The sequence below is a fragment of the Scopulibacillus cellulosilyticus genome, assembly GCF_042665295.1.
GTDB classification, from domain to species: Bacteria; Bacillota; Bacilli; order Bacillales; family Sporolactobacillaceae; genus Scopulibacillus_A; species Scopulibacillus_A cellulosilyticus.
Window position 1 is genome coordinate 134,348 of record NZ_JBHTCO010000044.1, and the last position, 23,763, is coordinate 158,110.

A 23,763-nucleotide genomic window follows, 5' to 3' on the forward strand; every position below is an offset into this window, starting at 1 on the left:
TATGGCCCACAACGTGCCTCCTCATTTATTCATTTATTTTAGAACCATTTTTTATTCTCACCGTCCACAGATTTTGCATAAGCCATTACCGGCCGGCCCAATGATGGCTAAACCAATTAAATTTTAGGTTAATAGATTATAAATGTAAGCTTAAGATGTTGAATTTTCAGATAAATGGATCGAAAGGAAATGATGCTTTATCCAGCATCTTCCCTTCTAAATCGATATTTAAACAATCAGTTTAATTTAAGCCGATTTTTAACAATTAGACAGTTTAAAACAAACGACTTTCGGCTCTGTCATTTCATGAATCGAAAATTTGATACCTTCTCTTCCAAGCCCTGATTTCTTTACACCGCCAAACGGCATGGCATCAATACGATAGTCGCTGCTGTCATTAATCATAATACCGCCAACATCCATTTTAGCAATGGCCTTCTGAGCTTTATCTATATTCTTTGTAAAGATGCCTGCCTGTAAACCGTAATTAACATTATTTGATTTTTCGATTGCTTTATCAATATCCGAAAATGGGTAAAACAGAACAACAGGTCCGAAGATTTCCTCTTTTGCAATCGCGCACTCTTCTGGTATATTTTTCAAAACAGTTGGTGAATAGAATGCTCCATGACGTTTTCCGCCTGCTAATAATGCAGCTCCCTTTTCAATTGCCTCATTTACCAATTTTTCGACGCGAATGGCTTCTTTTTCGGTTATCAGAGGGCCCATATCGGTTAATTCAGATTGCTTATCACCGATGTTATATTGATTGGTACGTTTCACAAATGCAGTTTCAAATTGATTCATAATACTCTCTTGAACATAAATTCTCTGGACACCGAGGCAGTTTTGGCCTGCTGCCCAAAAAGCTCCGGAAACCGTTGATTCTACAGCCTCTTCTAAATCGGCATCCTCCAGTACAATAACAGGTGAATTGGAACCTAACTCCATACTGATTTTTTTCAAGCCTGCTTTACGGGCAATTTCTTCCCCTGCTTCAAGTCCGCCTGTAAATGAAATCATTCGAATCGCAGGATGTGTCACAAGCACATCACCAATTTCGCTTCCGTAACCCGTTATAACAGATAAAATCTTGGGAGGAATTCCAGCTTCAGAAAAAGCTTCTGCAAGTAAAAGGGCGCTTAATGGTGTGACAGTTGCCGGTTTAACGATAATGGCATTTCCTGAAGCAATCGCCGGTCCTACCTTGTGCGCGACCAGGTTTAATGGATCATTAAACGGTGTAATAGCACCGATAATACCAATCGGTACACGCTGATAGTAACCGACCCGGTTCTCACTCCCCGGCATCTGGTCGAACGGAATTGTCTCACCATGAACTCTTCTCGCTTCTTCAGCACTAATTCGAAGTGTTTGAATGCATCTTATGACTTCTTTTCCGGCTTCTCGGATTGTTTTACTGCCTTCACGGGCAATTGTGCGAGCATATTTTTCTTTATTTGCTTCAATATAGTCCGCTGCTTTATTAATGATCGATATTCGTTCATGTACAGGCATAGCCGCAGCAATTTTTGCTCCTTTTTTTGCTTCCTCGATACATTTAAGCATATCTTCCGCTGAAGCAGCGGGTACCGTATCAATAATACTATTGTCCTGCGGATCACGCACTTCAATGACTTGATCACGCTTTACCCAACCGCCCGCAAAATACATTTTTCGACCGGCAACTTTTGTTGTCATCATCATTCCCGCCTTTCTGTGATTAAATATTTATCAGCTTTCTTTCACGGTGAATGTTAATTAAATCTATTAAAAGGGAGAATCCAGTTTCGACTTTTCCGGCACCGGCACCGCTTAACGTCACTGTCCCTAATAGATCACATTCATACGTAATTGCATTAACAGCGCCGCCGATTGAGGCGAGCGGATCCGTTAAATCAACTTTTTCCGGAGCAATGTCAGCAATTACTTTACCATTTTCTTTACGAATTTTCGCTAACAGTTTCCAGCGCTTGCCTTCTGCCTTTGCTTCCTCAATATCTTTTAATGTGATGTCTGAAATACCCTTGCATGATACCTCTTCTGCTGTAAGGGGCGATTTCATCACATAGTTTGATAAAATAACAACTTTATATCTTGCATCATAGCCTTCTACATCACTTGTCGGATCCGCTTCGGCGTAACCAAGCGCCTGTGCTTCTTTTAAAGCTTCTTCATAAGGTACATGCTCTTCTTCCATTTTTGTTAAAATGTAATTTGTCGTACCATTAAGAATACCGCGTATTTCAGTGATATTATTTCCGGCAAGCGTCACAATCGGCATTCTTAATGCCGGCGTCCCGCTCATAACCGTTCCCTCAAAGCCCCAGTAAACACCATTTTTCTCGGCAATTTCCGAAAGTTCTCTATAAGCAAGAGCAACAGGACCTTTATTTGTCATGACGACATTTTTTCCATTTTCAAACGCGGTCCGGCAATGATCGATGGCTGGTTGTCCTGTTTTCACATCAGTATAAGAAACCTCAATAATTGTATCAGCGTTTGTTTCACGAATCGTTTTAAAGCTGTCCCACCCTTTTACAAGCCCGGGCGTTTGCGGATAGTCTTCGAGATTACCAGTCTCTTTTAATAATTGCAGAGCCGTATCAATATCCAAACCGTCCGGATGATAAATGGATCCCTTATTTAAATCTGATATCGCAACGATTTCTGCTTCAAAATTTTCGCTTTCTTTTAATTCATCCTTTTTTTCTCTCAAAATTTCAGCTAAACCTTGACCAACAACACCAAAACCGATAAATGCCAGTTTATGAGCCAAATGTTTGTACCTCCAAATTATGATTAATCGGTAAGACTTCACCTTTTAAAAACTTAATCGCTGTTTGGGAAAGAATTGCTGCGCCAACTGCTAAACAATTTTCGTCAATATCAAAAATCGGTTTATGCAAATCTCTCTGGATATCACCTTCTGTTGCACAACCCAGAAAGAACATTGAACTTGGAAGTCTTTGCGAAACATAGCCAAAGTCTTCCCCGCCCATCCCAAACGGGCGCCTGGTAATTTGAATTTGAGGGTATAATTCCTTCATTGTTTCTATCAACCACCTGTTGATAACGGGATGATTATTTAATGCAGGTTCCCCTCTTACCACCTCGAATGAATAATCTCCTCCCAAGGATTGAACGATTGAAAATGCCTTCTCTAATTCCGAAGCTAATAAATCACGGATTTCGGGTGAATAACTGCGAATCGTACCTGTAATAGAAACTTCTGTAGGGATAATATTGCTTGCCGTTCCTGCTTGAACTTGACCTATGCTTACAACCGCTGATTCTAAAGCGGATACTTTACGTGCAACAATACCATGTAAAGCCTGCATCACAGGTCCCAGCATCCAAATCGGATCTGTTCCAAGTTCAGGGTATGCACCGTGCCCGCCGGTTCCATAAATCTTTCCTTCAAATACGTCGACATTTGCCATGCTGTAACCATCATTAATTTGCACAGCACCGGCTGGAAGCCACGGACACATATGAAGGGCAATAGCAGCATCAACTTCGTCATATACACCTGCTTTAACTAAGTAAGGTGATCCCGATAGTCCATTTTCATCCGTACTTTCTTCTGCCGGTTGAAATATGAATTTGACTGTTCCTCTTAATTCTTCCTTTTTAAAGGCATCGGAAAGTATGTTGGCAATGCCTAGTAAAATTGCAGTATGTGCGTCATGTCCGCAAGCATGCATAACCCCGTCGTTTCTTGAGCAATAAGCGGTTTGGTTTTCTTCGTGAATGGGCAGAGCATCCATGTCAGCTCTAATCGCAATAGTTGGACCGCCGCCTGAAGTTAGTGTACCGATAACGCTTGTTTCAGTGCCGACTCCTGTTTCCACTTCTATTCCGGTAAATCCTCGTAAAGTGTCAGCAACAAATTGGGCGGTCCCGAACTCCTTAAAACTAAGTTCGGGATTTTGATGAAACCTGCGCCGCCACTCAACCAGTTTGTCAAACAGGCTGTTTACTTGTTCAACAATTGGGTGATGATTGGGCATCTTTCGTCCACCTCCTTTTAAACTTGTAAGGCGCTTTCAGCATGCTTAAAAGCTTGTTCAAAATCTCTAATAATGTCTTCAATATCTTCAATCCCGCAAGAAATACGAATGAGTCCTTCAGGAATCCCCATTGCCGCACGCTCCTCAGGGGTACATTCAACGTGGCTTGTTGTCCGGGCAGGCCCGACAGTTGTTTCAACAGCACCAAGATTAGCTGCACGGTTGGCGAATTGCAATTTTGGAAGAAGATCTCTTACTGTATCAACGCCGCCCTTAACCGAGAAGCTAAGCATACCGCCAAAGTTTTTCATTTGCTTTTTCGCAATATCATGATTTGGATGTGTTTCAAGGCCGGGATAATAAACGCCCTCGACGATTTCTTTAGTTTGTAAATATTTTGCAAGGGTTATTGCATTTTCACATTGTTGGCGAACGCGAAGATGAAGGGTCTTCATACCGCGTAAAATGAGATACGCTGCCATTGGATCCATTGTTGCACCGTTAATTTCACGGAAGTGATAAATTTTTTCTACGAGTTCCTTTGAACCGCAGACAACGCCGCCCAAGGCATCCGCATGGCCTCCCAGGAATTTGGTTGCACTATGAATAACCAAATCGGCCCCTAAAGAAAGCGGATTTTGATTCATTGGGGTGGCAAAAGTATTGTCAACAATGACAAGTGCGCCTGCATCTTGACCTGCCTTCGCCATACGTTTAATGTCCGTAATTTTTACTGTTGGATTTGTCGGCGTTTCAAGGTATAGGATTTTGCAGCCTTTGGCAACTTCTGTTTCAATTTGCTCGTGATTGCCTGTTTCACAAAGTACCACTTCGACCTGTTGACGCGGAAGGAATTCTGTAAAGATTTTATTTGTCCCGCCGTACGTATCTTTAATAGAGACAATCCGATCACCAGGTACTAAAAATGTAGATAATGTGTTGCTGATCGCAGCCATACCTGTTGAAAAGCTTGTCGCTGCTTCTGCCCCTTCAAGCGTTTTTATTTTATCTTCAAATGCTTGCACTGTCGGATTTGTATTTCGTCCGTAAATATGTCCCTTTCTCTTTCCAATCGCCACATCATACCACTCATCCATATCTTCATAACCGTAAGCAACACTAAGAACGACCGGCACTTGAGTTGCACCATGCACTAAATAATCTTTTTCCCCCGCCCATACTGCTTTAGTACCTGCTTTAACATGTTTGTTTGTCATATGATCTCTCCTTATCTTTACTAGTTATTTAATGATACTGTTTGGTTCTCAACATTTAATCCAAGGCTGCGTTTCACCAGTTCGTTATAAGCAAACAGTGCAATTGCTGTATCTTGTACCCCTGTTCCTGTTAAATCACAAATAGTTATTTCATTGTCATTTTCCCTGCCTGTTAATTGATTTGATGTTATCTGACCAAGCTCAATAATGTGACGATCATTCGTTAGGATGCCGCGATCAAACGCATGATGAAGTTCTCCCAAACGTGCACATTGTGCTTTTGTATCACAAACCAGCTTATCAGCACGTACTAACGCTTCCGGTTCCAGTTCTTGTTTGTGCTCAGCATCAGAACCCATCGCCGTAATATGGAGTCCGGGATGAAGCCATTCCGCTCTTATAACAGGTTCTGTTGACGGTGTCGTTGCAATAACGGTATCACTTTTTTTAACAACCTCTTCAGCATTTTCTGTTGCAATAACTTCGACACCAAGTTCATTGGACATGTCTTTTGCATATTGTTCAGCATTCGTTGCGGTACGAGAGTACACGAACACCTTTTTAAAATCCCTGACTTGCTTTAATGCCTTTAGCTGAAACCTTGCCTGGCCGCCTGCTCCAATCACACCAACTTTTTCAACTTTTTCCTTGGAAAGATACTTTGCCGCTATAGCTCCAGCTGCCGCGGTACGAATATCTGTCAAATAGCCATTATCCAGTAAAATGGCTTGTGGAATGCCTGTTTTTGTACTGATTAATATCATCATGCCGTTGCCGCTTGGAAGACCAAGTTTATAATTATTGAAAAATCCGGATGAAAGTTTAATAGCAAACATATCTTTTCCTTTTACATAAGCTGTTTTAACGTCAACTTCACCGTTTTGATCATGGATATCGACTCTCATAATCGGCGGCATTTCAACTTCTTTTTGAGCAAGCTTTGTAAATCCATCTTCCACAACACTAATGGCTTCTTGATTTAAATGGATATATTGTTTTAGTTCAAGTTCTGTAAATATAAGCATGTTCTCACCACCTTGAATTTTCTGTTAATTTGTCAGTAAACCGTCTTTTATAAACAATTGTCTTGGAAACTTTGCAAAAACCTCACAGCCGTTTTCAGTTACCCGAAAAGATTCACTTGCTTCAAATCCATAATCGTCTAACCAAATCCCCGGGATAAGATGGAACGTCATATTTGGCTCGAGAATGGTTTTGTCCCCTTTCCGTATGCTGGCCGTATGCTCACCCCAATCTGGCGGATAATTGAGTCCCATAGAGTAACCTAGTCGTGAATCTTTTATAATGCCGCTTTTTTCAATCGTTTTCCGCCACACTTCTTCTATTTCTTCACAAAGGACACCAGGCTTTACTGCATCAAGACAAGCATTTAATCCTTCAATAACAACATCTGAAAGCGCTTTTACTTTATCAGTCGGCGTCCCAATATTTACAGTTCTTGCAAGTGGTGAATGATAGCGTTTATAACAACCCGCTAATTCTAAAATCACTGTATCTCCCGCTTTGTAACGTTCATCTGTCCATGTTAAATGCGGTGTTGATGTTTTCTCACCGGATGGCAGGAGCGGAACTATTGCCGGATAATCACCGCCGAATTTTTCTGTACCGCTGACTTGTGTATAAAAGATTTTCGCGGCAACATCACATTCACGAACGCCCGCTTCAATTGATTTAATTCCTGTTTCCATTGCTTTTTCAGCAATTCTGGCGGCCCGTTTCATATATTCAATTTCTTCATCCGATTTAATCACCCGAACCCAGTTGACAAGAAGCGTTGCATCTTTTAACTTTGCATTCGGCAGACCCTTTTTTAAATGTTCATAACATTTTGCTGTAAAATAATAATTTTCCATTTCAACACCGATCGAGCGTTTATCTTGTCCGATTTGTTTCAGTATATCTGCAACAAAATCCATTGGATGTTTTGTATCTGATTGTACGTAATCATCAGGATATGGAATAATGTTTTCATGATAAAGCCAAGTTGTCACTTTAGCGCCATTTGCATCTTGTCCTCGGCCAATCCAAATCGGCTGATCTTCATCAATAATAATGACTAACATTTGATGTACATAAAAAGACCAGCCATCGTAACCGGATAAGTAGTTCATATTGGCCGGATCAGTAATAAGTAAAACTTCTATCCCTTCCGACGCCATTCTTTCTTTCGTCTTCTGAATTCTTGTTCTATATTCAGATGTTCCAAATGACATATAACCAATCCCCCGCTTTTGTTAATTTAATTATTATAAATTTTAGGAATAATCATTTCGTAAATTTATAATAATAAAAATAGGCAATCTTATCATTCATAAAAATGTATGAAATTTCATGCCAGCTTTTAGTCAATTTATTTTCATCAAAAAGACAATACACAAAGAGAGTGAGTAATAGTCACTCTCTTTGTGTATTAATACTTAAACTTCTACTGCTATGCCAACTTTCCAAATCTTAATGCATAAGTCCAGCAAAAAAAGATCGTCAGGGTCGATAAGTGAAAGTCCAGTTAACGACTCTATTTTTCTTAATCGATACAGTAAAGACTGCCTATGTAAATTTAATGATCGTGATGTTTGGCTTACATTACCGTGATGACGATTATATGCAGTAAAAGTACCGATTAAATCCATACTCCTTTGTTCATCATAATGGACTAAAGGTTCAATCGTTGCCATTACCATGTCTCTCATTTCAGTAATGTCAGCAAGGCTTAATAGCATTCGATCGATCCTGGTATCATCGTATAACATACGATATCCTGATCCTTTCTTGCGCCGTCCAATATCTAAAGCCGCTTGTGCGTTTTGATAGCTTTCTTTAAACCCAAGAATACCGTCGTGATAGTTTCCTATTCCCCACGACATGACAACCTCAGGAAGTAAATGCCGTAATCGGCGTTCTACGAGATCCAAAAAATTGTTAGCGTTTTCATTTTTCTTATCAACAGGTGTTTCTAAAAAGATAATCAGCTTGTCCTCTTGGGTTGTCACCATGACTTCCCTTTTTAAAGACTGGACAGCATATAAGATTTCTTCTTCAATATAACGAATCATATTTTGAAACCACGTTTCAAAGGAATGATAATCTTGGTTTCTTTTTTGAAAGAGTTTCTTTAAATTTTCCGGAAAACCGACAATACAAACATAAGGAACCTTTAAATTGTAGCCCAATGATTTGGCTCTTGCAGTTGCGTGATCCCATGTATCAATGTCCCCTTTTGCAAGCTCCCATATAAAATCACTGCGCATCCGCATTTCTGTTTCCTCAATGGCATTCTGCCTTGAAAGCCAAAGTGCTATTGTTGTTACTGCATGTTCTAATACCGTTACGATTCCTTGTGTTAAAAATTCATCTTTTGACTTATCAGCAGGTAAAATAACATATAAATACCCTTGTGCATCACCTGATGTCTGTATGACAGGTAATTGAAGCATAACATGCTGATCGGCTTCAACCTTTTTAATCTTCTGAAGCATCGGATCATGAGTTGACGAAAGAGGTTTTGTTGATGGGATAACACCCGAGGATACTAGATCATTCCATGTTCCAATAAAGCTTTGACTGTTCTTACTTTTGCCTTTTAGGTTCCCTTTTCTGTCTGTAACTGCAATTGGACAGTCTACATTTTGCTGAACAAAATTTGCGATTTCATCCAGCTCTGCCCCTTCTAAAATTAACTTTAACAGCCGCTGCTGTATTTTCTCAGATCTTTCTAATTCTTTATAATGCAAACCATTTAATTCATGCATAACATCTTGAATAACATTTGCAAAGCGAATCTCCCATGGGAGCTCAATAATAATAAAGTTTCGGCGTTCGGCTAATTCAATGACTTCTTTGGGAATATCAAACAAGTAACGTCCTAAAGCAAATACTAGAGCTGAAGCTTCTGAATCAATAATATCTTGTACATATTGCTTTAAAAGTTCAGTATCATGCCCGCATCCTATTGCTGTGCTTAAAACAAACTCATTTTTTCGAACAAAGTTTTCAACAGGCATTTCAATAACTGAAATCCATTGGACGCAACTGTTATTGATCATATCTTTCCCTGTTCTTACTTTTGCTTTTTTCATAATATCGAGGTTTAAAATCTTTTCTACTGTTAATTTCAAGATGTTCCCCTCCAACGACTAGAAGATAAAGTTAATTCAAATTCCGTTACATTAATTTTATCATTTATAAATGTTTTAAGGGATGACTATAATTTTTGGCAATTTCAATTAATGTTGAAAGAGAAACATTGTTACCGCTAATAACTATGGCGAGATCACCATCTCCGCCGGTGATTTTTCCTTCTAAAACAGCTGCTACACCGGCTGCTGCAGCCCCCTCAATCACCATGCGATGCTGTTCAAGCATAAATGCCATGCTATAAGCGATTTCCTCCTCTGAAATAAGAAGGATCTCGTCCATATATTCTTGGACCATTTTAAATGTATATTGATTATTCAGTCCAATTCCGCCGAGTAAACTGTCAGCAAGGGTGTTTTTCTCATCCAGCTTAACAGGTTTTCCCGCTTTTAAGCTTTCGTACATAACAGCGGAATGGTTCATCGACACACCCGTTACCCTTATGTTTTGATCATTTGATTTTAAGGCCAGTCCAACTCCGGAAAGCAGCCCGCCGCCTGATAAAGGGATAATAATATCTTGAATATTTGGAAGTTCCTCTAATATTTCAAGACCGATGGTTCCCTGACCAGCAATAACAAATGGATCATCGAAAGGCGGTATGACTGTTAATCCTTTCTCTTTCTCTAATTGCAGACAGCGTTCTCCGGCATCATCTTGACTGTCACCGTAAATTTCGATTTGTGCCCCTAATCTTTTTAGTGAATCAACTTTTACTTTTGGTACACGATTTGATATGCAAATAACAGCATCAATTCCAAGCTGTTTGGCGACATATGCGACAGCCATACCATGATTCCCTGTTGAAAAGGTCGTTACACCCCGCCTTTGTTCCTCTTGGGTTAAGCTTAATATTTTGTTAGCAGCCCCTCTTACCTTAAAAGCCCCGATTTCATGAACAGTTTCAAGTTTTAAATAAACCGGCCGGCCAAGCCTTTCTGACAGAATAGAAGATTTAATCAATGGCGTTTTATTAATGATTCCAGCAATCCTTTTTCTTGCTTCCCATATATGACGTATGGTTACATCAGCTGCTTTTTTGTTCACTTTTTTACACTCCTTAGTATAAATCGTGATTTTATTTAATGTTTTATATTCTGGATTATAAAATTGCAATTTTCCAAAATCAATACACGAATTTACTAAAAAAATAGAGCGCTCTTCATACAGTTTTATAATTATTTTCCGCTAAATTAGCATAAAAAAATTAACGCCTTTTAAAAAGGCGTTAATTTAGTGTACGAATAAGGAGTTATTTTATGAAACTGTAACTTTATTAATATATTCGTCATATATTTAATTTTATTGGGGTTTAAACAAAAACTTTTTTTATATATGATAAAATTATTTTTTAAGATTAATATATCGAATTTATTTATTGACATACCATATTTAATATGATAAATTAATACTTGTCCAAAAGCAATGGGGCATTAGCTCAGCTGGGAGAGCGCTACGCTGGCAGCGTAGAGGTCAGGGGTTCGAGCCCCCTATGCTCCACCATAACAAAGCCTATCAAACACAGATTCCCCAAGCGGGAACACTGTGTTTTTTTATTTTCGTTGACTTGTAACAGTGTAGTCACAACGTTTAATTTATCAAAATTTTCACTAAACCAATCCGTAAATTCATTTTTAGAAAATGTCTGTTTCATAGCCTGTCGTGAACAGATTAGTGGAACATGCAGCCGAACCGAAGGAACTCTATATTGTTCCGGGCGCAGGTCATATGGATCTGTACGACCGGGTGGATTTAATCCCCTTTGACAAGCTCGAGTCCTTCTTTAAAGAAAATCTGAAGAAAAAGTAAGGCTTGTGTTGAAGATCTTAGAGGGCTTTGTGTGCTATGGTACTTCGAGTGAAACCACTGTGTGAATCCCGCATATCTGGTCGGGATTCCGTATTTAGGGTTTAACACTCCTTAAAGCTGTTAAGACCCATTACATGGCTTGTCACCATTCTTATACGGTTGTTAAAACTAATGGGAGGACTCATTAATTTTTTCCTCCTTCGGGGCTCGCGCCTGTATCCCTTTCATTTATAAAAAAAGTTCCCTAGATACTAAATGACAAGTATTTAGGGGACTTTTAAATGGGGTCACGGGAGGTAACCGCTTCGTTCTTTTGAGATACTTTTTAGTGTGGAATTTATAGTGTTGTAACCCATATATTTAAATTATCCTCTATGACTTAAATTATAATAGGTTTTTTAAAAGTGGTCATGACCCCTCTGGTTGTTCTAACTCAAAAAAGTTTATATCGATAAGCTTGTCAGTCTCAGAACTATATGTGACCCTAACCTTTAACGACTTTGTTTTCCCATCACGTTTTAATTGGAACTCAAACCAATCAGCTGCAACATTATCTGCAATTTTTTCATGACCCATATATGCATAATCACTAACATTGCTATCAGGATATCTTTCTTTAGTTTTTTCTAGTGCAATTTTTCCCCATTTTGCATAATCTGTTTGAAGATAAGCCTCGTTTGGAAAAGAAAGAACAAAGAAACAACAAGTTATTATAAATGGTAAAGCACACTTGAATAAAGCCTTCAACGTGATCCCTCCATCATTAAGATTGTAAATTTCTTCAATGGTTAGTTTGTACTAAAAGTAACTAAAAAAACCACTGGTGATATGGAGAGATTCTTCTATTTTTATGTATTTACAATAAGTGGTAAAACCACCCTACTTTAAAGTATGTGATTTCATGTTTTACGATTTACGTTTTTTCGAGGCTTTAACCGACACCACGTATTTAAATAATCCTTTTTTGAAATAAATTATAAGCACTTTTTTGAAATCAGATTATACCTTGATGTTTTAACACTTTGTAATAAAGGAATGTTCCCGGCTCATATAAACATTCCTTTCAGAAAACAGTATGGTTCTTGTTATTAGTTTATGATTTATCTGGCAATCTGAAAGAGTTAGATTAACCAAAGAAAAAATGGATTTACGATAAAAATATACGATTATCTAAATAAACTGGCATTACATATAGCGCATTAAGAGAATTACAAAAATCGCTTCTAGGAATATGGCATCGATTCAAACTTCCTTTTTATGACACATTTGTGTTTTTTCCTACTCCTATCCCATTTAAAGATGGGTCAATCGTTATTTGATTTCTACACTGTATTGTCTAAACTGAATGTAATTAATTTAAATTGTCAGAAGTCAGGCGGTCATAGCGAAGGAGGTTAATTTTAGTTCATTAACCTAAGGTCTCAGCCGTCATGGAGGGGCAGAATCTTTTAAACGAAAGGGATTGGATAAAATGATGAAGAAAATAGGTATAGTTTTTGCTATGTTCGCACTATCGTTGGTAATCATCCCAGCCACATCAAAGGCAAACACTGTTCAGCCATATGGCAGTGGTGATTGGGATTATCAAGGGAGCGATGTGTTTACCCACCAAAGTAGAAACTTTAAATCAGGTGGAGGTGATTTTAAAGTTTGTCTTAACAAGAGTAGTAAAGAGGGTAACTATCGGCTGATGGAGGAAGATCCGTTTAATCCAGATGACTGGGTGGTATACGATGATAACCCTTATAATTATACCGGTGATGTCTCATTTCCGGAAGATTTTGATTCACATGGCTGTGTCATCTACAGAAATATTGGTAAATACGTCGATGGCTCTGATCATCAAGCCGAGTTTTATCTTAAGAAATGGAGTGGAGGAAATTCAACTGTCAGAGCATATGATTAATGCCATTGGGCGATGAAAAGAGCACTCCAATTTTGGTAAGTGCTCTTTTGAGTATGTGCCAGGCACACTATAATGGGGCTCCTAAGTGAGAGCCCCTACATTGCACCATTTTTGACCCGTTATCTTTGCCAATGATTAGGTGTATTTATATAATAGGGCAGTTTAGTTTGTAGATTCCCTTTTGCTGAATTAACTTGAGATTGTGTTAGGAATATACAATCAGTCAGGTCGGCATTGCTTAAATCAGCATCCCTTAAGTCTGAACCGATAAAATCCACTTTTCTTAAATCTGCATTTCTTAAGTTAGCTGCAATTAAAAGCGCTCCTCTTAAATTTTCTCCTTTTAGATCAATACCTTGCAAATTTGCTCCTAAATAGTCAAGCCCTTTACTTTTTTTACTTTTTTTATTAACAAAGCCTTTCCGAACAAAATCGCTTGTCCTTATTAATAAATCGTTAACTGTATTTCGATGGGAAGGTATCTCTAAGCTTAAAATTTCTTCAGGTGTCTTATTTGTCATTTGTATAGTATCATCATAAGCCTTTTTTAATTCTTTTTGAAATCGCTTTGTTTCCGTTAGCTTTAAGGCTTGTCTTAGATAATAGAGCATTTCATGTAATTGTTGAACAACAGGGAATACCGCAAACATTTCCCTTGAACTTTGCATGTTATTTCGCCAATCATTTTCTTTATATATACTCTGCGAAACATGTTGTCCAGCTCCAAAACATTCGTAAGAGACACATCCACGAAAGCCCTTATCTCTTAATTGGTCATGTATGCTGCAACGATTATCTAAACATAAATGACGGCAAGGCTCCCCACTGTCTTTATTGAATGCAAAGTCTGCTGATTTGCTATAAGGTAAAGCAACGCAACACAAGCCAAAACAATTTTCGCAATCAGATCTTAAATAGTCATCCATTTAAAGAACACGTCCTCTTTATTTATGATCCTTAACACCCGTTCCCCTATTTTAGAGTATCTCAAAAATATAACAACCTGTATATTGTTAATTCGGCGCCATTTGTTATATAATCTTTAAAAAGTCCGACCCCAAAGGAGCCGGACGCACTATATATTTAGTGTTTTACAACTTTTCTTACCGCCGCTTTACTAACGTTTCCTGCTTTATCTTTAGCGTATACATAAACGTTTGTTCCAGCTTTTTGAGACTTAATCTTGACACTGTAATAGCCTTTGCTGTCTGCTTTACCCGTACCAATCGTTCTGCTTTTCGCTTTGACGGTAATATATGCATTAGCTTCTGCCTTTCCTTTGATAACTTTGTCATTATCATCAATTTTGTATATTGTCGGCTTGCTTGGCGGAACAACATCTCTAACCGTTACCGTCGCAGCTTTACTAACATTTCCCGCCTTATCTTTAGCTGTTACAGTTAATTTCGTTCCCGCTTTTTGAGTTTTGATTTTAACAGAAAATGCTCCATTATAAGATACTTTTGCCGACCCAAGAGTTTTTCCTCCGGCTTTTACTGTTACTGTTGAGTAGGCTTCCGCTTTACCTGTTACCACTTTATCATTATTATCAACTTTATTTACAGCAGGTTTATCCGGAGCAGCAGTATCTATGTATTGAGCCTGCAGTGCATAAAGATCATTTTTCGTATTGTCAAGTCCGTCATCATCATAGGCGCCTATGTAATATGTCCCTGCTTTATTGACTTTCCATGCTTCAAATAACGCCCCATCTTGATATTCAATGTCTAAGATTTCCAAGTTGCCATTATCTTTAAAGTCCTTTTCAACTGCTGCGTACATTAAATCAATTGCACTGGTATTTGTCATGCCGCCAATGACCAACGTTCCCTTCGGTACTTTGACTTTATAGAAATCTACATCATAATACGGCAATAACTGACCAACCATCGTTTGATCTAATGGTAAAGTATTTGCAGCAGTAAAATCATCATTAGGTTCGATCTCCGTCAAGAAATCATTTTTGTTCTTATTACCGGAACCATTAAACGTCCGTTTACCTTTTAAGTCTTTCGAAGATTGGATCCCTTTTAATACTGATTGACTATTAAACTGGTTTATTTTATGAGAACTAAGATAACCTGGTTTCAACAATTTACTTTGAACTTGATTTTGCAGTTCCGCTTTCGAGGATTTATGTTGATGAGTTTGTGCGTGGGCTGGACTTAAGGACAACGATGAAGCTAATACCCCTATTCCGATCAGTGATAATATCCCCTTTTTATTCATCTTATCTCCCCTTTTGTTAGTGCTTTAGTACCGTTAATTTTAGCCTATTCATCAAGCGGATTCCACATTTTTCGTTCGACAAAAAATTATCCTTACAACAAAAGAGAGATGCCTATAAAAAAAGCAAGTGCTATTTGCACTTACCTGTTAACCGCTTTTTTGTCTAATTTTTTATTTCCGATGATTTTCATCGTTTAGTATCTACCTTAAAAAAAGTAAAAAGCATATCCCCTCGTGCTTTTTAACGATTTAACATTGAGACAAGTTTAATTAAAATATAACCAATAACACTATATACAATCAGCGCGAATACAGCTGAAAGATCCAATGTATATCCTTTACTGAAAGTAACCGGATTGAACATTCCTTCAAACGGATGCAGCAAAGGCTGACTTATTCTATTAAGCCATTGAACAAACGGCACATTGGAGGCGCCGAATAGTTTAATAACGATATAAAGGGCAATAATAATTTGAACAATACTAAGAACTATATTAATGACTCTACCCAGAAATGATTGCTTCGCATTCTTTTTCATCAACAAACACCTCTTCCTCTTCAACACTAAATCATTCGTTCGATAACTCTATAAATGACAATGAAATATGTGTTAAAGAGAATCATGACAACTGATTCAGAAATTTAATCTCTTCATTATTTTATCATTCTGTTCCTATAAGTGTCACCCTTTTTAGAATGAAAACTTGACTGTTGCCAAGCCTTAATACAGGAGTACCGTTTGTGTGCTTATACTATTAAATATTAAATATTAAATATTAACTTTTTGTTTTACAAAAAGTTCTTTCGGGAAAATTAAGGACAAACTGTGTAAGGAGAGATGTTAATCATGCAGGAAAATAATGAAGTTAAGATCACAACTCAAGAGCCTCAGCATGGATATTTACAGCCTGACATCCAAAAGGATATGGTTCCTCATTCTGTAACGGACGACCCTAAGTATGTTGGCAGCGGAAAATTAAAAGGCAAGGTTGCGATTATTACCGGCGGTGACAGCGGGATCGGCCAAGCGGCAGCCATTGCGTATGCCAAAGAGGGAGCAGATGTTGCAGTTATTTATTATGAAGCGCATAGTGACGCTGAAGATACAAAAAATCTTGTTGAACAACAGGGACAGCGTTGTCTGATCATTGCCGGTGATATCGGTGATGAAAGCTTTTGTCAGAAAGCGGTTCAACAAGTTGTAGACAGCTTTGGACGTTTAGATATTTTAGTAAACAATGCCGGGGAGCAGCATGTTTGCGAACGCATTCAGGATATAACAAAAGAACAGCTTGACCGTACCTTTAGAACGAATATTTTCTCAATGTTCTATTTGACGAAAGCTGCCGTTGATCACTTGCCGGCGGGCAGTGCAATTATTAATACGGCCTCTATAACAGCTTATGAAGGCAACCCAACACTACTTGATTATTCTTCAACTAAGGGAGCTATCGTTTCCTTCACCCGTTCTCTTTCTCAAAATCAAGATATTTTAAAAAAAGGCATCAGAGTTAATGGCGTAGCTCCAGGACCAATCTGGACACCGCTTATTCCAGCGACTTTTACAGAAAACAAATTAAACCGCTTTGGAAAAGATACACCGATGAAACGCTACGGACAGCCGAAGGAACTCGCTCCCGCTTATGTTTTTCTTGCCTCTGAAGATTCTTCGTATATGACAGGGCAAATGCTTCATGTCAATGGCGGTACAATTGTAAACGGATAAATGTAAATAGTGATCTATATTCAAAAAAAATCATTTTAAAAGCTGAAGGGCGACTTTCCTTCAGCTTTTATTTATACAACTTCTTTTATTTTTCTGCCTTTATTACCTTACTTTGAGCATTAATAATCCCCGTGTGCAGGCCATCATGAAAAATTCCAAATGACAGCACCTCACCGATTGTTTCAAATCCTTTAAACGGCTTAGGTAATTTCTCATCCAGCTTCCCTTCACATGCAGTACGGATCCAGCCTGGCTGTTCTTTTAAAAGTTGTATGATTTCCTCCTTAGCAGGCGGTTGATCCGTCCAATCTGCCGGGCTTGTATCCTTTGCAAAATAAGCGAGATAACGTTCTGGAAGATTTGGTGAAATTGAGCGCAGACCACTGGCAAAGAGGTCCAGTATAGTGACAATATGTCCGGCATTCCAACGAATGTTATTTCTGAATCCTTGAGGAATGACGTCCCAGTCCGATTCAGGAATTGACTCCAATAGATCTAATGTTGAATTTCTTACTGTTTCTAATTGCTTAAATACAATCTCTTCTTGCACAAAAATCTCTCCTTTTTTATTGAAATCATCTTATTCTAAGCTGGGTTCTTTTTTACGCTATCCTTACTATAGCATGAATAATTTGAATACATTAAAAAGATGCTCAAAAAATCTATTAGCGTAAAATATCCCCCTTGTTTATCAACAAGAGGGATTAGACTGTAATAAGTTTTATTGATTCAAACGTTTTTCAAGCTCTTCTTTTTCAGATTCAAATCCTGGTTTTCCTAGAAGCGCAAACATGTTTTTCTTATATGCCTCAACCCCAGGTTGGTCAAATGGATTAACGCCAAGAAGATAACCGCTCATAGCACAAGCTTTTTCGAAAAAGTATACAACATAACCGAAATAGTAAGGTGTTAACTCAGGAATAACAACCCTTAAGTTAGGCACATCACCGTCGGTATGTGCCAGAAGTGTACCTTCAGCGGCTTTTTTGTTTACAAAATCCATTGTTTTTCCTGCTAAGTAATTTAATTTATCAAGGTTTTCAGCATCTTCTTCAATAACAATTTCTTCACGAGGTTTCTCAACCAGTACGGCTGTTTCAATCATTTGCCGGCGGCCTTCTTGTACATACTGCCCTAAAGAGTGCAAGTCTGTAGAGAAATCGGCAGAAGTCGGCCAAAGTCCTTTAAAGTCTTTACCTTCGCTTTCGCCAAATAATTGCTTCCACCATTCTGAGAAGTAGTGCAATCCAGGTTCATAATTCACCAATAACTCCATCGTTTTGCCTTTGTTATACAGTACATTACGTGCAGCAGCATATTGGTAAGCCTGGTTGTCTTCAAGTTTAGGAGCACTGAAGTCTTCTTGGGCGTCACGCGCACCTTTCATCATTTCATCAATATCAACGCCGCTTGCAGCAATTGGTAATAATCCAACAGCAGTTAATACAGAATAACGGCCGCCAACATCGTCCGGAATAACAAAGGATTCATAACCTTCATTATTGGCTAATGTTTTTAATGCACCTTTTTCTTTATCTGTAGTTGCGTATATACGTTTTTTTGCTTCTTCTTTTCCGTATTTATCTTCTAAGAAGCTGCGGAAAATACGGAAGGCAATTGCAGGTTCGGTTGTTGTTCCGGATTTGGAAATGACATTAACAGAAACATCTTTATCCTTAAGCAATGCAAAAAGCTCTTTCGTATATGTTGAACTGATACTGTTGCCAACAAAGAAAATTTGCGGCGCTTTGCGTTCTTCTTTATCTAATAAGTTATAGAAAGAATGGTTCAGCATTTCAATAGCAGCGCGTGCACCAAGATAAGATCCGCCGATGCCGATAACAAGAAGAACATCAGAGTCTGATTTTATTTTTTCAGCTGCCTTTTTAATCCTGGCAAACTCTTCTTTATCATAGTTTGTCGGCAAATCCAGCCATCCTAAAAAGTCGCTGCCTTGACCTGTTTTATTATGAAGCGCATTGTGTGCCGCTTCAACTGCGTTCGACAAATAATCAATTTCATGTTGTGAAAAAAAGGTTAATGCTTTGCTGTAGTCAAAAGTTACTTTTTCACTCATATTAAAGCCTCCAATATGTAACGTTCATCTTTACTTTACAAAACGGTTTTTCTTAAATCAAATAATTGGATTGTGTAAGCGTGTTCACTTGAAAACTTTTTTACATCTGACAAATCCATGTCTTTTACTGCAATAGCATATAAAGAAAGTTTTAAACATATTTGCTTATAATATGCCTAAAAAATAGGGATTTTAACCATTGCTTTGTAATGTGCAATATTTAAAATCATTTCCTTAGTTTTACACAAAATAATGGACCATGAATAATTTATCTTTGTTGTAGATAATCTATAAAGGAAATAAATCTTCTTATTAAAGGAGGCACATATATGAATGGTCTACAGCGCACCGCTTTGGCAATCATTATTATTGGCGGCATAGATTGGGGACTCATTGGTTTCTTTCGATTTGACCTAATTGCAGCCATATTTGGCGGACAAGCTGCCGTTGTGTCAAGAGTCATATATGGTATAGTGGGAATTAGTGCATTGTACTGCTTAACTTTATTGTTTAAGCCATCAGAAGCATTCGCAGCCGATCCGGACCCTACAGTCAAATAGGCATAATAAATATATTGATCAAATCCATAGGATAAAGAAAACCATTGGAAAGCCTTAAAGGCATAAAATAGTATGGCAGTGCAGCATATTCAAAGATCTATTTCTCGCCGCAAAGCAGATAAGAAGCTTTTTCATACTGCAGCTTTGCCGGCACTTATAGCTCTAAATGCAAAAAGTAAAGCAGCCCTTTTATGACGGGCTGCCCTTTATTTTTTCAGGCGTTTATTTAATTGTGCTTGACGTTCGTTGGATTCCTTTAACCAATCCTTTAATTTGTGTTCCAATGTGTTAAAACCGGGCTTGGCCGCAGATGATGGCTTATTGTTATTATGACTGTTACTTCTTGGCGCTTTTTGAGGTTTCTCTTTCTCTTCAGGCTTCGGCAATGTCGCACGAATAGATAAAGAAATTTTGCCTGCTTCTTCGTCAATGGTTAAGATTTTCACTTTAACAACATCGCCGACTTTAAGGAAATCGTTGATGTCTTTAACATATTGATGAGCAACCTCGGAAATATGAACAAGGCCTTGATGTTCATCATCTATAGCAACAAAAGCCCCAAAAGGCTTAATCCCCGTTACCTTACCTTCGATGATGTCTCCAACGTTAAAATTCTCCTGCATGAAAACAACTCCTAACAGATTTTTCCCGGTGTAACCGTCCGTAAGACTCCGCCTTAAATTCTGTAAAGCATTGAAGTTAGGCGGGGGTTAACGGACGCTAACACCCCGATTTGTTCTACTGACCATCAGCGGGGAAAGGCACCACACTGATGGAAGTTTCACTTTATTAACCTTTAAAGTATAACATAGGAAAGAATAGAAAACAAAAAACCCGAGATGATAAAAAGGTTTATAGGTCTAAGAAGATTGATGATTTAACATGTCCCGGGAAATATTTCACATGTTTTTGCAATGAATCGTCGAAAAAAGAGACCTTATGGCCTCTTCTTATGCATTAACTAATTGAAGATGATCGATAGTGATCGATTTTTCAATATAAATTTGATGCCAGATCATGAAGACAAGGACTGTCCAAATTTTACGGCTGTTATCCCTTTTCCCATTCTTATGATCTTCTAAAAGCTTCAAGACATAGGATTTATTAATAAATTCATCTGTTTGACTGTCACGGATGATATTTTTTGCCCAATCGTATAATTCATCTTTTAACCACACACGGATTGGAACAGGGAAGCCAAGTTTCTTTCTGTAAAGAATTGAATCAGGAACAATTCCCCTCATAGCCTCACGTAAAGCGAATTTTGTAGTCTTTTCCGCAGTTTTTATGGAAGAAGGAATCGTTGAGGCTACATTAAATACCTCTTTATCAAGGAACGGAACCCGCAATTCCAATGAATGAGCCATTGTCATCCGGTCGGCTTTGACTAAGATATCTCCTCTAAGCCAAGTATGCATATCAATATATTGCATTTTTTCAACATCTTGATATGATGCTGCACGTTGATAAATCGGCGAAGTAATATCTGTAAAATGTCTTGTAACCTGATGTGTCTTTAAGACGAATTTCTTTTCATCCTCATTAAACATAAAGGCATTGCCTATATATCTCTTTTGCATTGGCGTACAACCGCGCATAATATAACTTTTCCCTTTAACATCTTCAGGAAGCATTTGAGCGGCTTTCTTTATCATATATCTGCCTGGTGCAGGAATCTTATTAAACCAATTTAAAGCAAGCGGTTCACGGTAAATATTATATCCTCCGAATAACTCGTCAGCCCCTTCACCGGACAGCACAACTTTAACATGCTTGCTTGCTTCTTTTGCAACAAAATATAATGGGATGGCAGCAGGGTCTGCAACAGGATCGTCCATGTGCCAAATAATTTTAGGCAATTCGTTAACAAAGGCTTCAGGAGTGATAACCGTATGTATGTTTTCTACTCCAAGCTTTTCTGCAGAATCCTTTGCAATGTCAATCTCGCTGTATCCTTCACGTTCAAATCCGACTGTAAAAGTTTTGATCGCCGGATGGAATTCTTTAGCTAATGCAACAATGCTTGTAGAATCAATGCCGCTGGATAAGAAAGCACCAACCGGTACATCACTGCGCATGTGAATTTTTACAGAATCCCTTAAAACATTGCGAATTTTTTGCTTTGCTTCATCAAGTGTCTGCTTAACAGGATGAAATTCCGGTTTCCAATAAGCTTTTACTTTGAGGTCATCACCGACTTTTTTCTTTAAATAATGACCTGGTTCTAATCGTTTAATGGACTCAGCCATGGTATAAGGTTCCGGAACAAATTGGAAAGTAAGGTAATGTTGAAGCGCAGCTTGTGATACTGGGTCAGTGTCTTTTCCAACCAATAGACTTTTCTTTTCGGATGCAAAAAATGTTCCATCTTCAGTTTCCATAAAATAAAATGGCTTAATGCCAAAAGGATCTCTTGCAGCATAAAGTTCTTTCTCTTGCTTATCCCAAATGACAATGCCGAACATACCGCGAAGGTCTTTGAAAGCTTCTTCTCTTTTATCAGTAAAAAGCGCTAAAATGACTTCAGTATCGGATGTTGTTGCAAATTGGTATCCTTTATCTTCTAACGTCTTTTTCAATTCAAGATAGTTATAAATTTCTCCATTAAAAATAATATGATAACGATCATTTTCGTACGAAAGCGGTTGGTGTCCACCTTCTAAATCTATGATGCTGAGCCGCCTGAAACCTAATTGAACAGTATCATCTGTATAAAATCCATCATCATCAGGACCCCTATGAGTAATGATCGCTGTTCTTTCAGGCATTAAATTCTGGTCATGATCATCCGGCTTTAATAATTTATTTGAAATATAACCAACAAATCCGCACACAATGATTGCCCCTTTCTTTAGGTGCGTGTTCAAAAGAGACCTTTTGAACATCTTCTTTAAGCCTAATTTGTAATAAACTTAGGCATCATCCCTAAGTTTATCACTCAGATATACACTTGCCTAGTTTTTTATCAATTTTATTTTGATATACCTGTAAGGATTTGTTTATTCACTATATAAATCGTTTTAACACCGCCTTTTATGATGACTCAATAAAGAAAACTTGCCGATTGGCAAGTCTTAAAAGGCGCAGGAAAACCCGCTTATACTTTCTTAAAGTGTAAAAAATATCTTAGAAATTTTATCCTAAGACGATCGCTCGGCTTCTGTAAAAAGTTCTTCAATAGGAATATTTAATATAAGTGCAACATTAGCTAACATTTCAGCTGAAATTTTACTTTTTCCGGTTTCCAGGTAATAGTATCCGTTTGGACTTTTGAACCCCAGTTTTTTTGACATTTCATTAAGCGACATTTTAGTAGCTTTGCGGCATTCTTTCATTTTGCTTAAATTAACGTCAAGTTTTTTCATAATATCACCTTGCCATAATGGTAATTTTGTAATAATTTTACCAATTTTTTTAGACTAAATCAAACAAATTTATCCTTTTTGGCAATAAAATTCTGATAAAAAAGTAATCGTGTTAAAATTTCTGAAAGCATACGTAAAAATAAAAAAACGAAAGGGTGTTTCCTCTAATGGGGAATACACTTGGTTCCAGAATACGTTTACTTCGTGAAAAGAGCGATCTTTCACAAAAACAACTTGCGGAGCAGCTTAAAATCAGCAATGTTCAGTTGAGCCGTTACGAATCAGGCGACCGTAAACCTGATCCGGAAATGATTGCTGCATTTGCTGAATTCTTTAAGGTTCCGGCGGATTTCTTATTGGGGTTATCCTCATCTATCGTTCAAGAAAATACCTCAACTTATTTTAGCCAAAAGGATATTGCATTACTAAAATCTATAAAAAGATCTCCAGAATTGGAATCGTTTATTTATGATCTTTTAAATCATGATGATCTATTACATAAACTTAAAAAAATATGGATGATTATTAAAGAATAAAAGCAGCAAAGGTATCTTAAATATCCTCTGCTGCTTTTTTAATGGTTCTACGTCAAATGTTGGGGTAGGAGTAATAGCTCCTACTCCTTAACCTAACTGATATGCCATTGATTTATATTGATGATGTAATAAAACACGTAATCGTAAACGATCATAACGCTTAAAACCAA

21 protein-coding genes, 1 tRNA gene and 1 pseudogene are annotated in these 23,763 nt (G+C 37.9%); 5 read left to right on the top strand and 18 right to left on the bottom strand.

What is annotated here, in order from left to right:
• Positions 1–258: 258 nt before the first annotated feature.
• From ACFQRG_RS21015 to eutB, 8 genes are all read right to left on the bottom strand, one after another.
• On the bottom strand, positions 259–1,701 hold the full coding sequence (locus ACFQRG_RS21015; RefSeq protein ID WP_380969901.1) for an aldehyde dehydrogenase family protein: 1,443 nt from the start codon (positions 1,699–1,701) through the stop codon (positions 259–261).
• 22 nt (positions 1,702–1,723) lie between these two features.
• On the bottom strand, positions 1,724–2,779 hold the full coding sequence (locus ACFQRG_RS21020) for a homoserine dehydrogenase (RefSeq protein WP_380969903.1): 1,056 nt from the start codon (positions 2,777–2,779) through the stop codon (positions 1,724–1,726).
• Entirely contained in the window at positions 2,769–4,013 is a 1,245-nt protein-coding gene (locus ACFQRG_RS21025; RefSeq protein ID WP_380969905.1) for a M20 metallopeptidase family protein, read from the bottom strand. Before ACFQRG_RS21025 ends, ACFQRG_RS21020 begins: the two co-directional genes overlap by 11 nt.
• 17 nt (positions 4,014–4,030) lie before the next feature.
• Positions 4,031–5,230: a cystathionine gamma-synthase family protein gene (locus tag ACFQRG_RS21030; protein ID WP_380969907.1), complete on the bottom strand. Its 1,200-nt coding sequence runs from the start codon at positions 5,228–5,230 to the stop codon at positions 4,031–4,033.
• A gap of 20 nt (positions 5,231–5,250) precedes the next feature.
• Positions 5,251–6,255, bottom strand: coding sequence for a cyclodeaminase (locus tag ACFQRG_RS21035; protein ID WP_380969909.1), 1,005 nt, complete (start codon positions 6,253–6,255; stop codon positions 5,251–5,253).
• A gap of 24 nt (positions 6,256–6,279) precedes the next feature.
• The gene (locus tag ACFQRG_RS21040) at positions 6,280–7,464 is read right to left on the bottom strand and encodes a M24 family metallopeptidase (RefSeq protein WP_380969911.1); all 1,185 of its coding nucleotides are present in this window, start codon (positions 7,462–7,464) and stop codon (positions 6,280–6,282) included.
• A 204-nt stretch (positions 7,465–7,668) separates the two neighbouring features.
• Complete coding sequence (locus ACFQRG_RS21045) at positions 7,669–9,366, bottom strand: PucR family transcriptional regulator (protein ID WP_380969913.1); 1,698 nt, start codon at positions 9,364–9,366, stop codon at positions 7,669–7,671.
• Positions 9,367–9,430: 64 nt separating this feature from the next.
• The gene (eutB, locus tag ACFQRG_RS21050; protein WP_380969915.1) at positions 9,431–10,432 is read right to left on the bottom strand and encodes a hydroxyectoine utilization dehydratase EutB; all 1,002 of its coding nucleotides are present in this window, start codon (positions 10,430–10,432) and stop codon (positions 9,431–9,433) included.
• 380 nt (positions 10,433–10,812) lie between these two features.
• On the opposite strand from eutB, the gene ACFQRG_RS21055 reads away from it, so the two are divergent.
• A tRNA-Ala gene (locus ACFQRG_RS21055) sits at positions 10,813–10,888 on the top strand.
• 73 nt (positions 10,889–10,961) lie between these two features.
• Here ACFQRG_RS21055 and ACFQRG_RS21060 read toward each other — a convergent pair.
• Positions 10,962–11,072, bottom strand: a pseudogene (locus ACFQRG_RS21060) (LysR family transcriptional regulator); the annotation flags it as partial.
• Between the two features lie 530 nt (positions 11,073–11,602).
• Positions 11,603–11,941, bottom strand: a complete 339-nt coding sequence (locus ACFQRG_RS21065; RefSeq protein ID WP_380969918.1) for a DUF3889 domain-containing protein — start codon at positions 11,939–11,941, stop codon at positions 11,603–11,605.
• A gap of 724 nt (positions 11,942–12,665) precedes the next feature.
• On the opposite strand from ACFQRG_RS21065, the gene ACFQRG_RS21070 reads away from it, so the two are divergent.
• Positions 12,666–13,100 (top strand): hypothetical protein, encoded by a 435-nt coding sequence (locus ACFQRG_RS21070; protein ID WP_380969920.1) that lies wholly within the window; start codon positions 12,666–12,668, stop codon positions 13,098–13,100.
• A 119-nt stretch (positions 13,101–13,219) separates the two neighbouring features.
• Here the strand turns inward: ACFQRG_RS21070 and ACFQRG_RS21075 are convergent, their stop codons facing one another.
• The 3 genes from ACFQRG_RS21075 to ACFQRG_RS21085 all read right to left on the bottom strand — a co-directional run bounded on the left by ACFQRG_RS21075 (position 13,220) and on the right by ACFQRG_RS21085 (position 15,867).
• On the bottom strand, positions 13,220–14,026 hold the full coding sequence (locus ACFQRG_RS21075; protein WP_380969922.1) for a pentapeptide repeat-containing protein: 807 nt from the start codon (positions 14,024–14,026) through the stop codon (positions 13,220–13,222).
• A 157-nt stretch (positions 14,027–14,183) separates the two neighbouring features.
• Positions 14,184–15,329, bottom strand: coding sequence for an Ig-like domain-containing protein (locus ACFQRG_RS21080; protein ID WP_380969924.1), 1,146 nt, complete (start codon positions 15,327–15,329; stop codon positions 14,184–14,186).
• A 241-nt stretch (positions 15,330–15,570) separates the two neighbouring features.
• Complete coding sequence (locus ACFQRG_RS21085) at positions 15,571–15,867, bottom strand: YggT family protein (RefSeq protein ID WP_380969927.1); 297 nt, start codon at positions 15,865–15,867, stop codon at positions 15,571–15,573.
• 309 nt (positions 15,868–16,176) lie between these two features.
• On the opposite strand from ACFQRG_RS21085, the gene ACFQRG_RS21090 reads away from it, so the two are divergent.
• Complete coding sequence (locus ACFQRG_RS21090) at positions 16,177–17,055, top strand: SDR family oxidoreductase (RefSeq protein ID WP_380969929.1); 879 nt, start codon at positions 16,177–16,179, stop codon at positions 17,053–17,055.
• 85 nt (positions 17,056–17,140) lie between these two features.
• Here the strand turns inward: ACFQRG_RS21090 and ACFQRG_RS21095 are convergent, their stop codons facing one another.
• Positions 17,141–17,605: a DinB family protein gene (locus ACFQRG_RS21095; protein ID WP_380969931.1), complete on the bottom strand. Its 465-nt coding sequence runs from the start codon at positions 17,603–17,605 to the stop codon at positions 17,141–17,143.
• Between the two features lie 171 nt (positions 17,606–17,776).
• On the bottom strand, positions 17,777–19,132 hold the full coding sequence (locus ACFQRG_RS21100) for a glucose-6-phosphate isomerase (protein ID WP_380969933.1): 1,356 nt from the start codon (positions 19,130–19,132) through the stop codon (positions 17,777–17,779).
• A 329-nt stretch (positions 19,133–19,461) separates the two neighbouring features.
• Here ACFQRG_RS21100 and ACFQRG_RS21105 point away from each other — a divergent pair, with 329 nt between their 5' ends.
• Positions 19,462–19,692: a DUF378 domain-containing protein gene (locus tag ACFQRG_RS21105; RefSeq protein WP_380969935.1), complete on the top strand. Its 231-nt coding sequence runs from the start codon at positions 19,462–19,464 to the stop codon at positions 19,690–19,692.
• A gap of 206 nt (positions 19,693–19,898) precedes the next feature.
• Here ACFQRG_RS21105 and yugI read toward each other — a convergent pair whose 3' ends face one another.
• The 3 genes from yugI to ACFQRG_RS21120 all read right to left on the bottom strand — a co-directional run bounded on the left by yugI (position 19,899) and on the right by ACFQRG_RS21120 (position 23,057).
• Entirely contained in the window at positions 19,899–20,315 is a 417-nt protein-coding gene (gene yugI, locus ACFQRG_RS21110) for a S1 domain-containing post-transcriptional regulator GSP13 (RefSeq protein WP_380969937.1), read from the bottom strand.
• A gap of 327 nt (positions 20,316–20,642) precedes the next feature.
• Positions 20,643–22,526: an asparagine synthase (glutamine-hydrolyzing) gene (gene asnB / locus ACFQRG_RS21115; protein WP_380969940.1), complete on the bottom strand. Its 1,884-nt coding sequence runs from the start codon at positions 22,524–22,526 to the stop codon at positions 20,643–20,645.
• A gap of 306 nt (positions 22,527–22,832) precedes the next feature.
• The gene (locus ACFQRG_RS21120) at positions 22,833–23,057 is read right to left on the bottom strand and encodes a helix-turn-helix domain-containing protein (protein WP_380969942.1); all 225 of its coding nucleotides are present in this window, start codon (positions 23,055–23,057) and stop codon (positions 22,833–22,835) included.
• 167 nt (positions 23,058–23,224) lie between these two features.
• Here ACFQRG_RS21120 and ACFQRG_RS21125 point away from each other — a divergent pair, with 167 nt between their 5' ends.
• A complete protein-coding gene (locus ACFQRG_RS21125) occupies positions 23,225–23,593 on the top strand; it encodes a helix-turn-helix domain-containing protein (RefSeq protein ID WP_380969944.1) in 369 nt (122 codons plus the stop codon).
• The last annotated feature ends 170 nt before the right edge of the window (positions 23,594–23,763 follow it).

Excerpts from the sequence above, each read along its gene's own strand:
- ACFQRG_RS21015 (WP_380969901.1), bottom strand. The coding sequence starts at position 1,701 with ATGACAACAAAAGTTGCCGGTCGAAAAATGTATTTTGCGGGCGGTTGG.
- ACFQRG_RS21025 (WP_380969905.1), bottom strand. The coding sequence starts at position 4,013 with ATGCCCAATCATCACCCAATTGTTGAACAAGTAAACAGCCTGTTTGAC.
- ACFQRG_RS21030 (WP_380969907.1), bottom strand. The coding sequence starts at position 5,230 with ATGACAAACAAACATGTTAAAGCAGGTACTAAAGCAGTATGGGCGGGG.
- ACFQRG_RS21035 (WP_380969909.1), bottom strand. The coding sequence starts at position 6,255 with ATGCTTATATTTACAGAACTTGAACTAAAACAATATATCCATTTAAAT.
- ACFQRG_RS21040 (WP_380969911.1), bottom strand. The coding sequence starts at position 7,464 with ATGTCATTTGGAACATCTGAATATAGAACAAGAATTCAGAAGACGAAA.
- ACFQRG_RS21070 (WP_380969920.1), top strand. The coding sequence starts at position 12,666 with ATGATGAAGAAAATAGGTATAGTTTTTGCTATGTTCGCACTATCGTTG.
- ACFQRG_RS21075 (WP_380969922.1), bottom strand. The coding sequence starts at position 14,026 with ATGGATGACTATTTAAGATCTGATTGCGAAAATTGTTTTGGCTTGTGT.
- ACFQRG_RS21080 (WP_380969924.1), bottom strand. The coding sequence starts at position 15,329 with ATGAATAAAAAGGGGATATTATCACTGATCGGAATAGGGGTATTAGCT.
- ACFQRG_RS21085 (WP_380969927.1), bottom strand. The coding sequence starts at position 15,867 with ATGAAAAAGAATGCGAAGCAATCATTTCTGGGTAGAGTCATTAATATA.
- ACFQRG_RS21090 (WP_380969929.1), top strand. The coding sequence starts at position 16,177 with ATGCAGGAAAATAATGAAGTTAAGATCACAACTCAAGAGCCTCAGCAT.
- ACFQRG_RS21100 (WP_380969933.1), bottom strand. The coding sequence starts at position 19,132 with ATGAGTGAAAAAGTAACTTTTGACTACAGCAAAGCATTAACCTTTTTT.
- ACFQRG_RS21105 (WP_380969935.1), top strand. The coding sequence starts at position 19,462 with ATGAATGGTCTACAGCGCACCGCTTTGGCAATCATTATTATTGGCGGC.
- yugI (WP_380969937.1), bottom strand. The coding sequence starts at position 20,315 with ATGCAGGAGAATTTTAACGTTGGAGACATCATCGAAGGTAAGGTAACG.
- ACFQRG_RS21120 (WP_380969942.1), bottom strand. The coding sequence starts at position 23,057 with ATGAAAAAACTTGACGTTAATTTAAGCAAAATGAAAGAATGCCGCAAA.
- ACFQRG_RS21125 (WP_380969944.1), top strand. The coding sequence starts at position 23,225 with ATGGGGAATACACTTGGTTCCAGAATACGTTTACTTCGTGAAAAGAGC.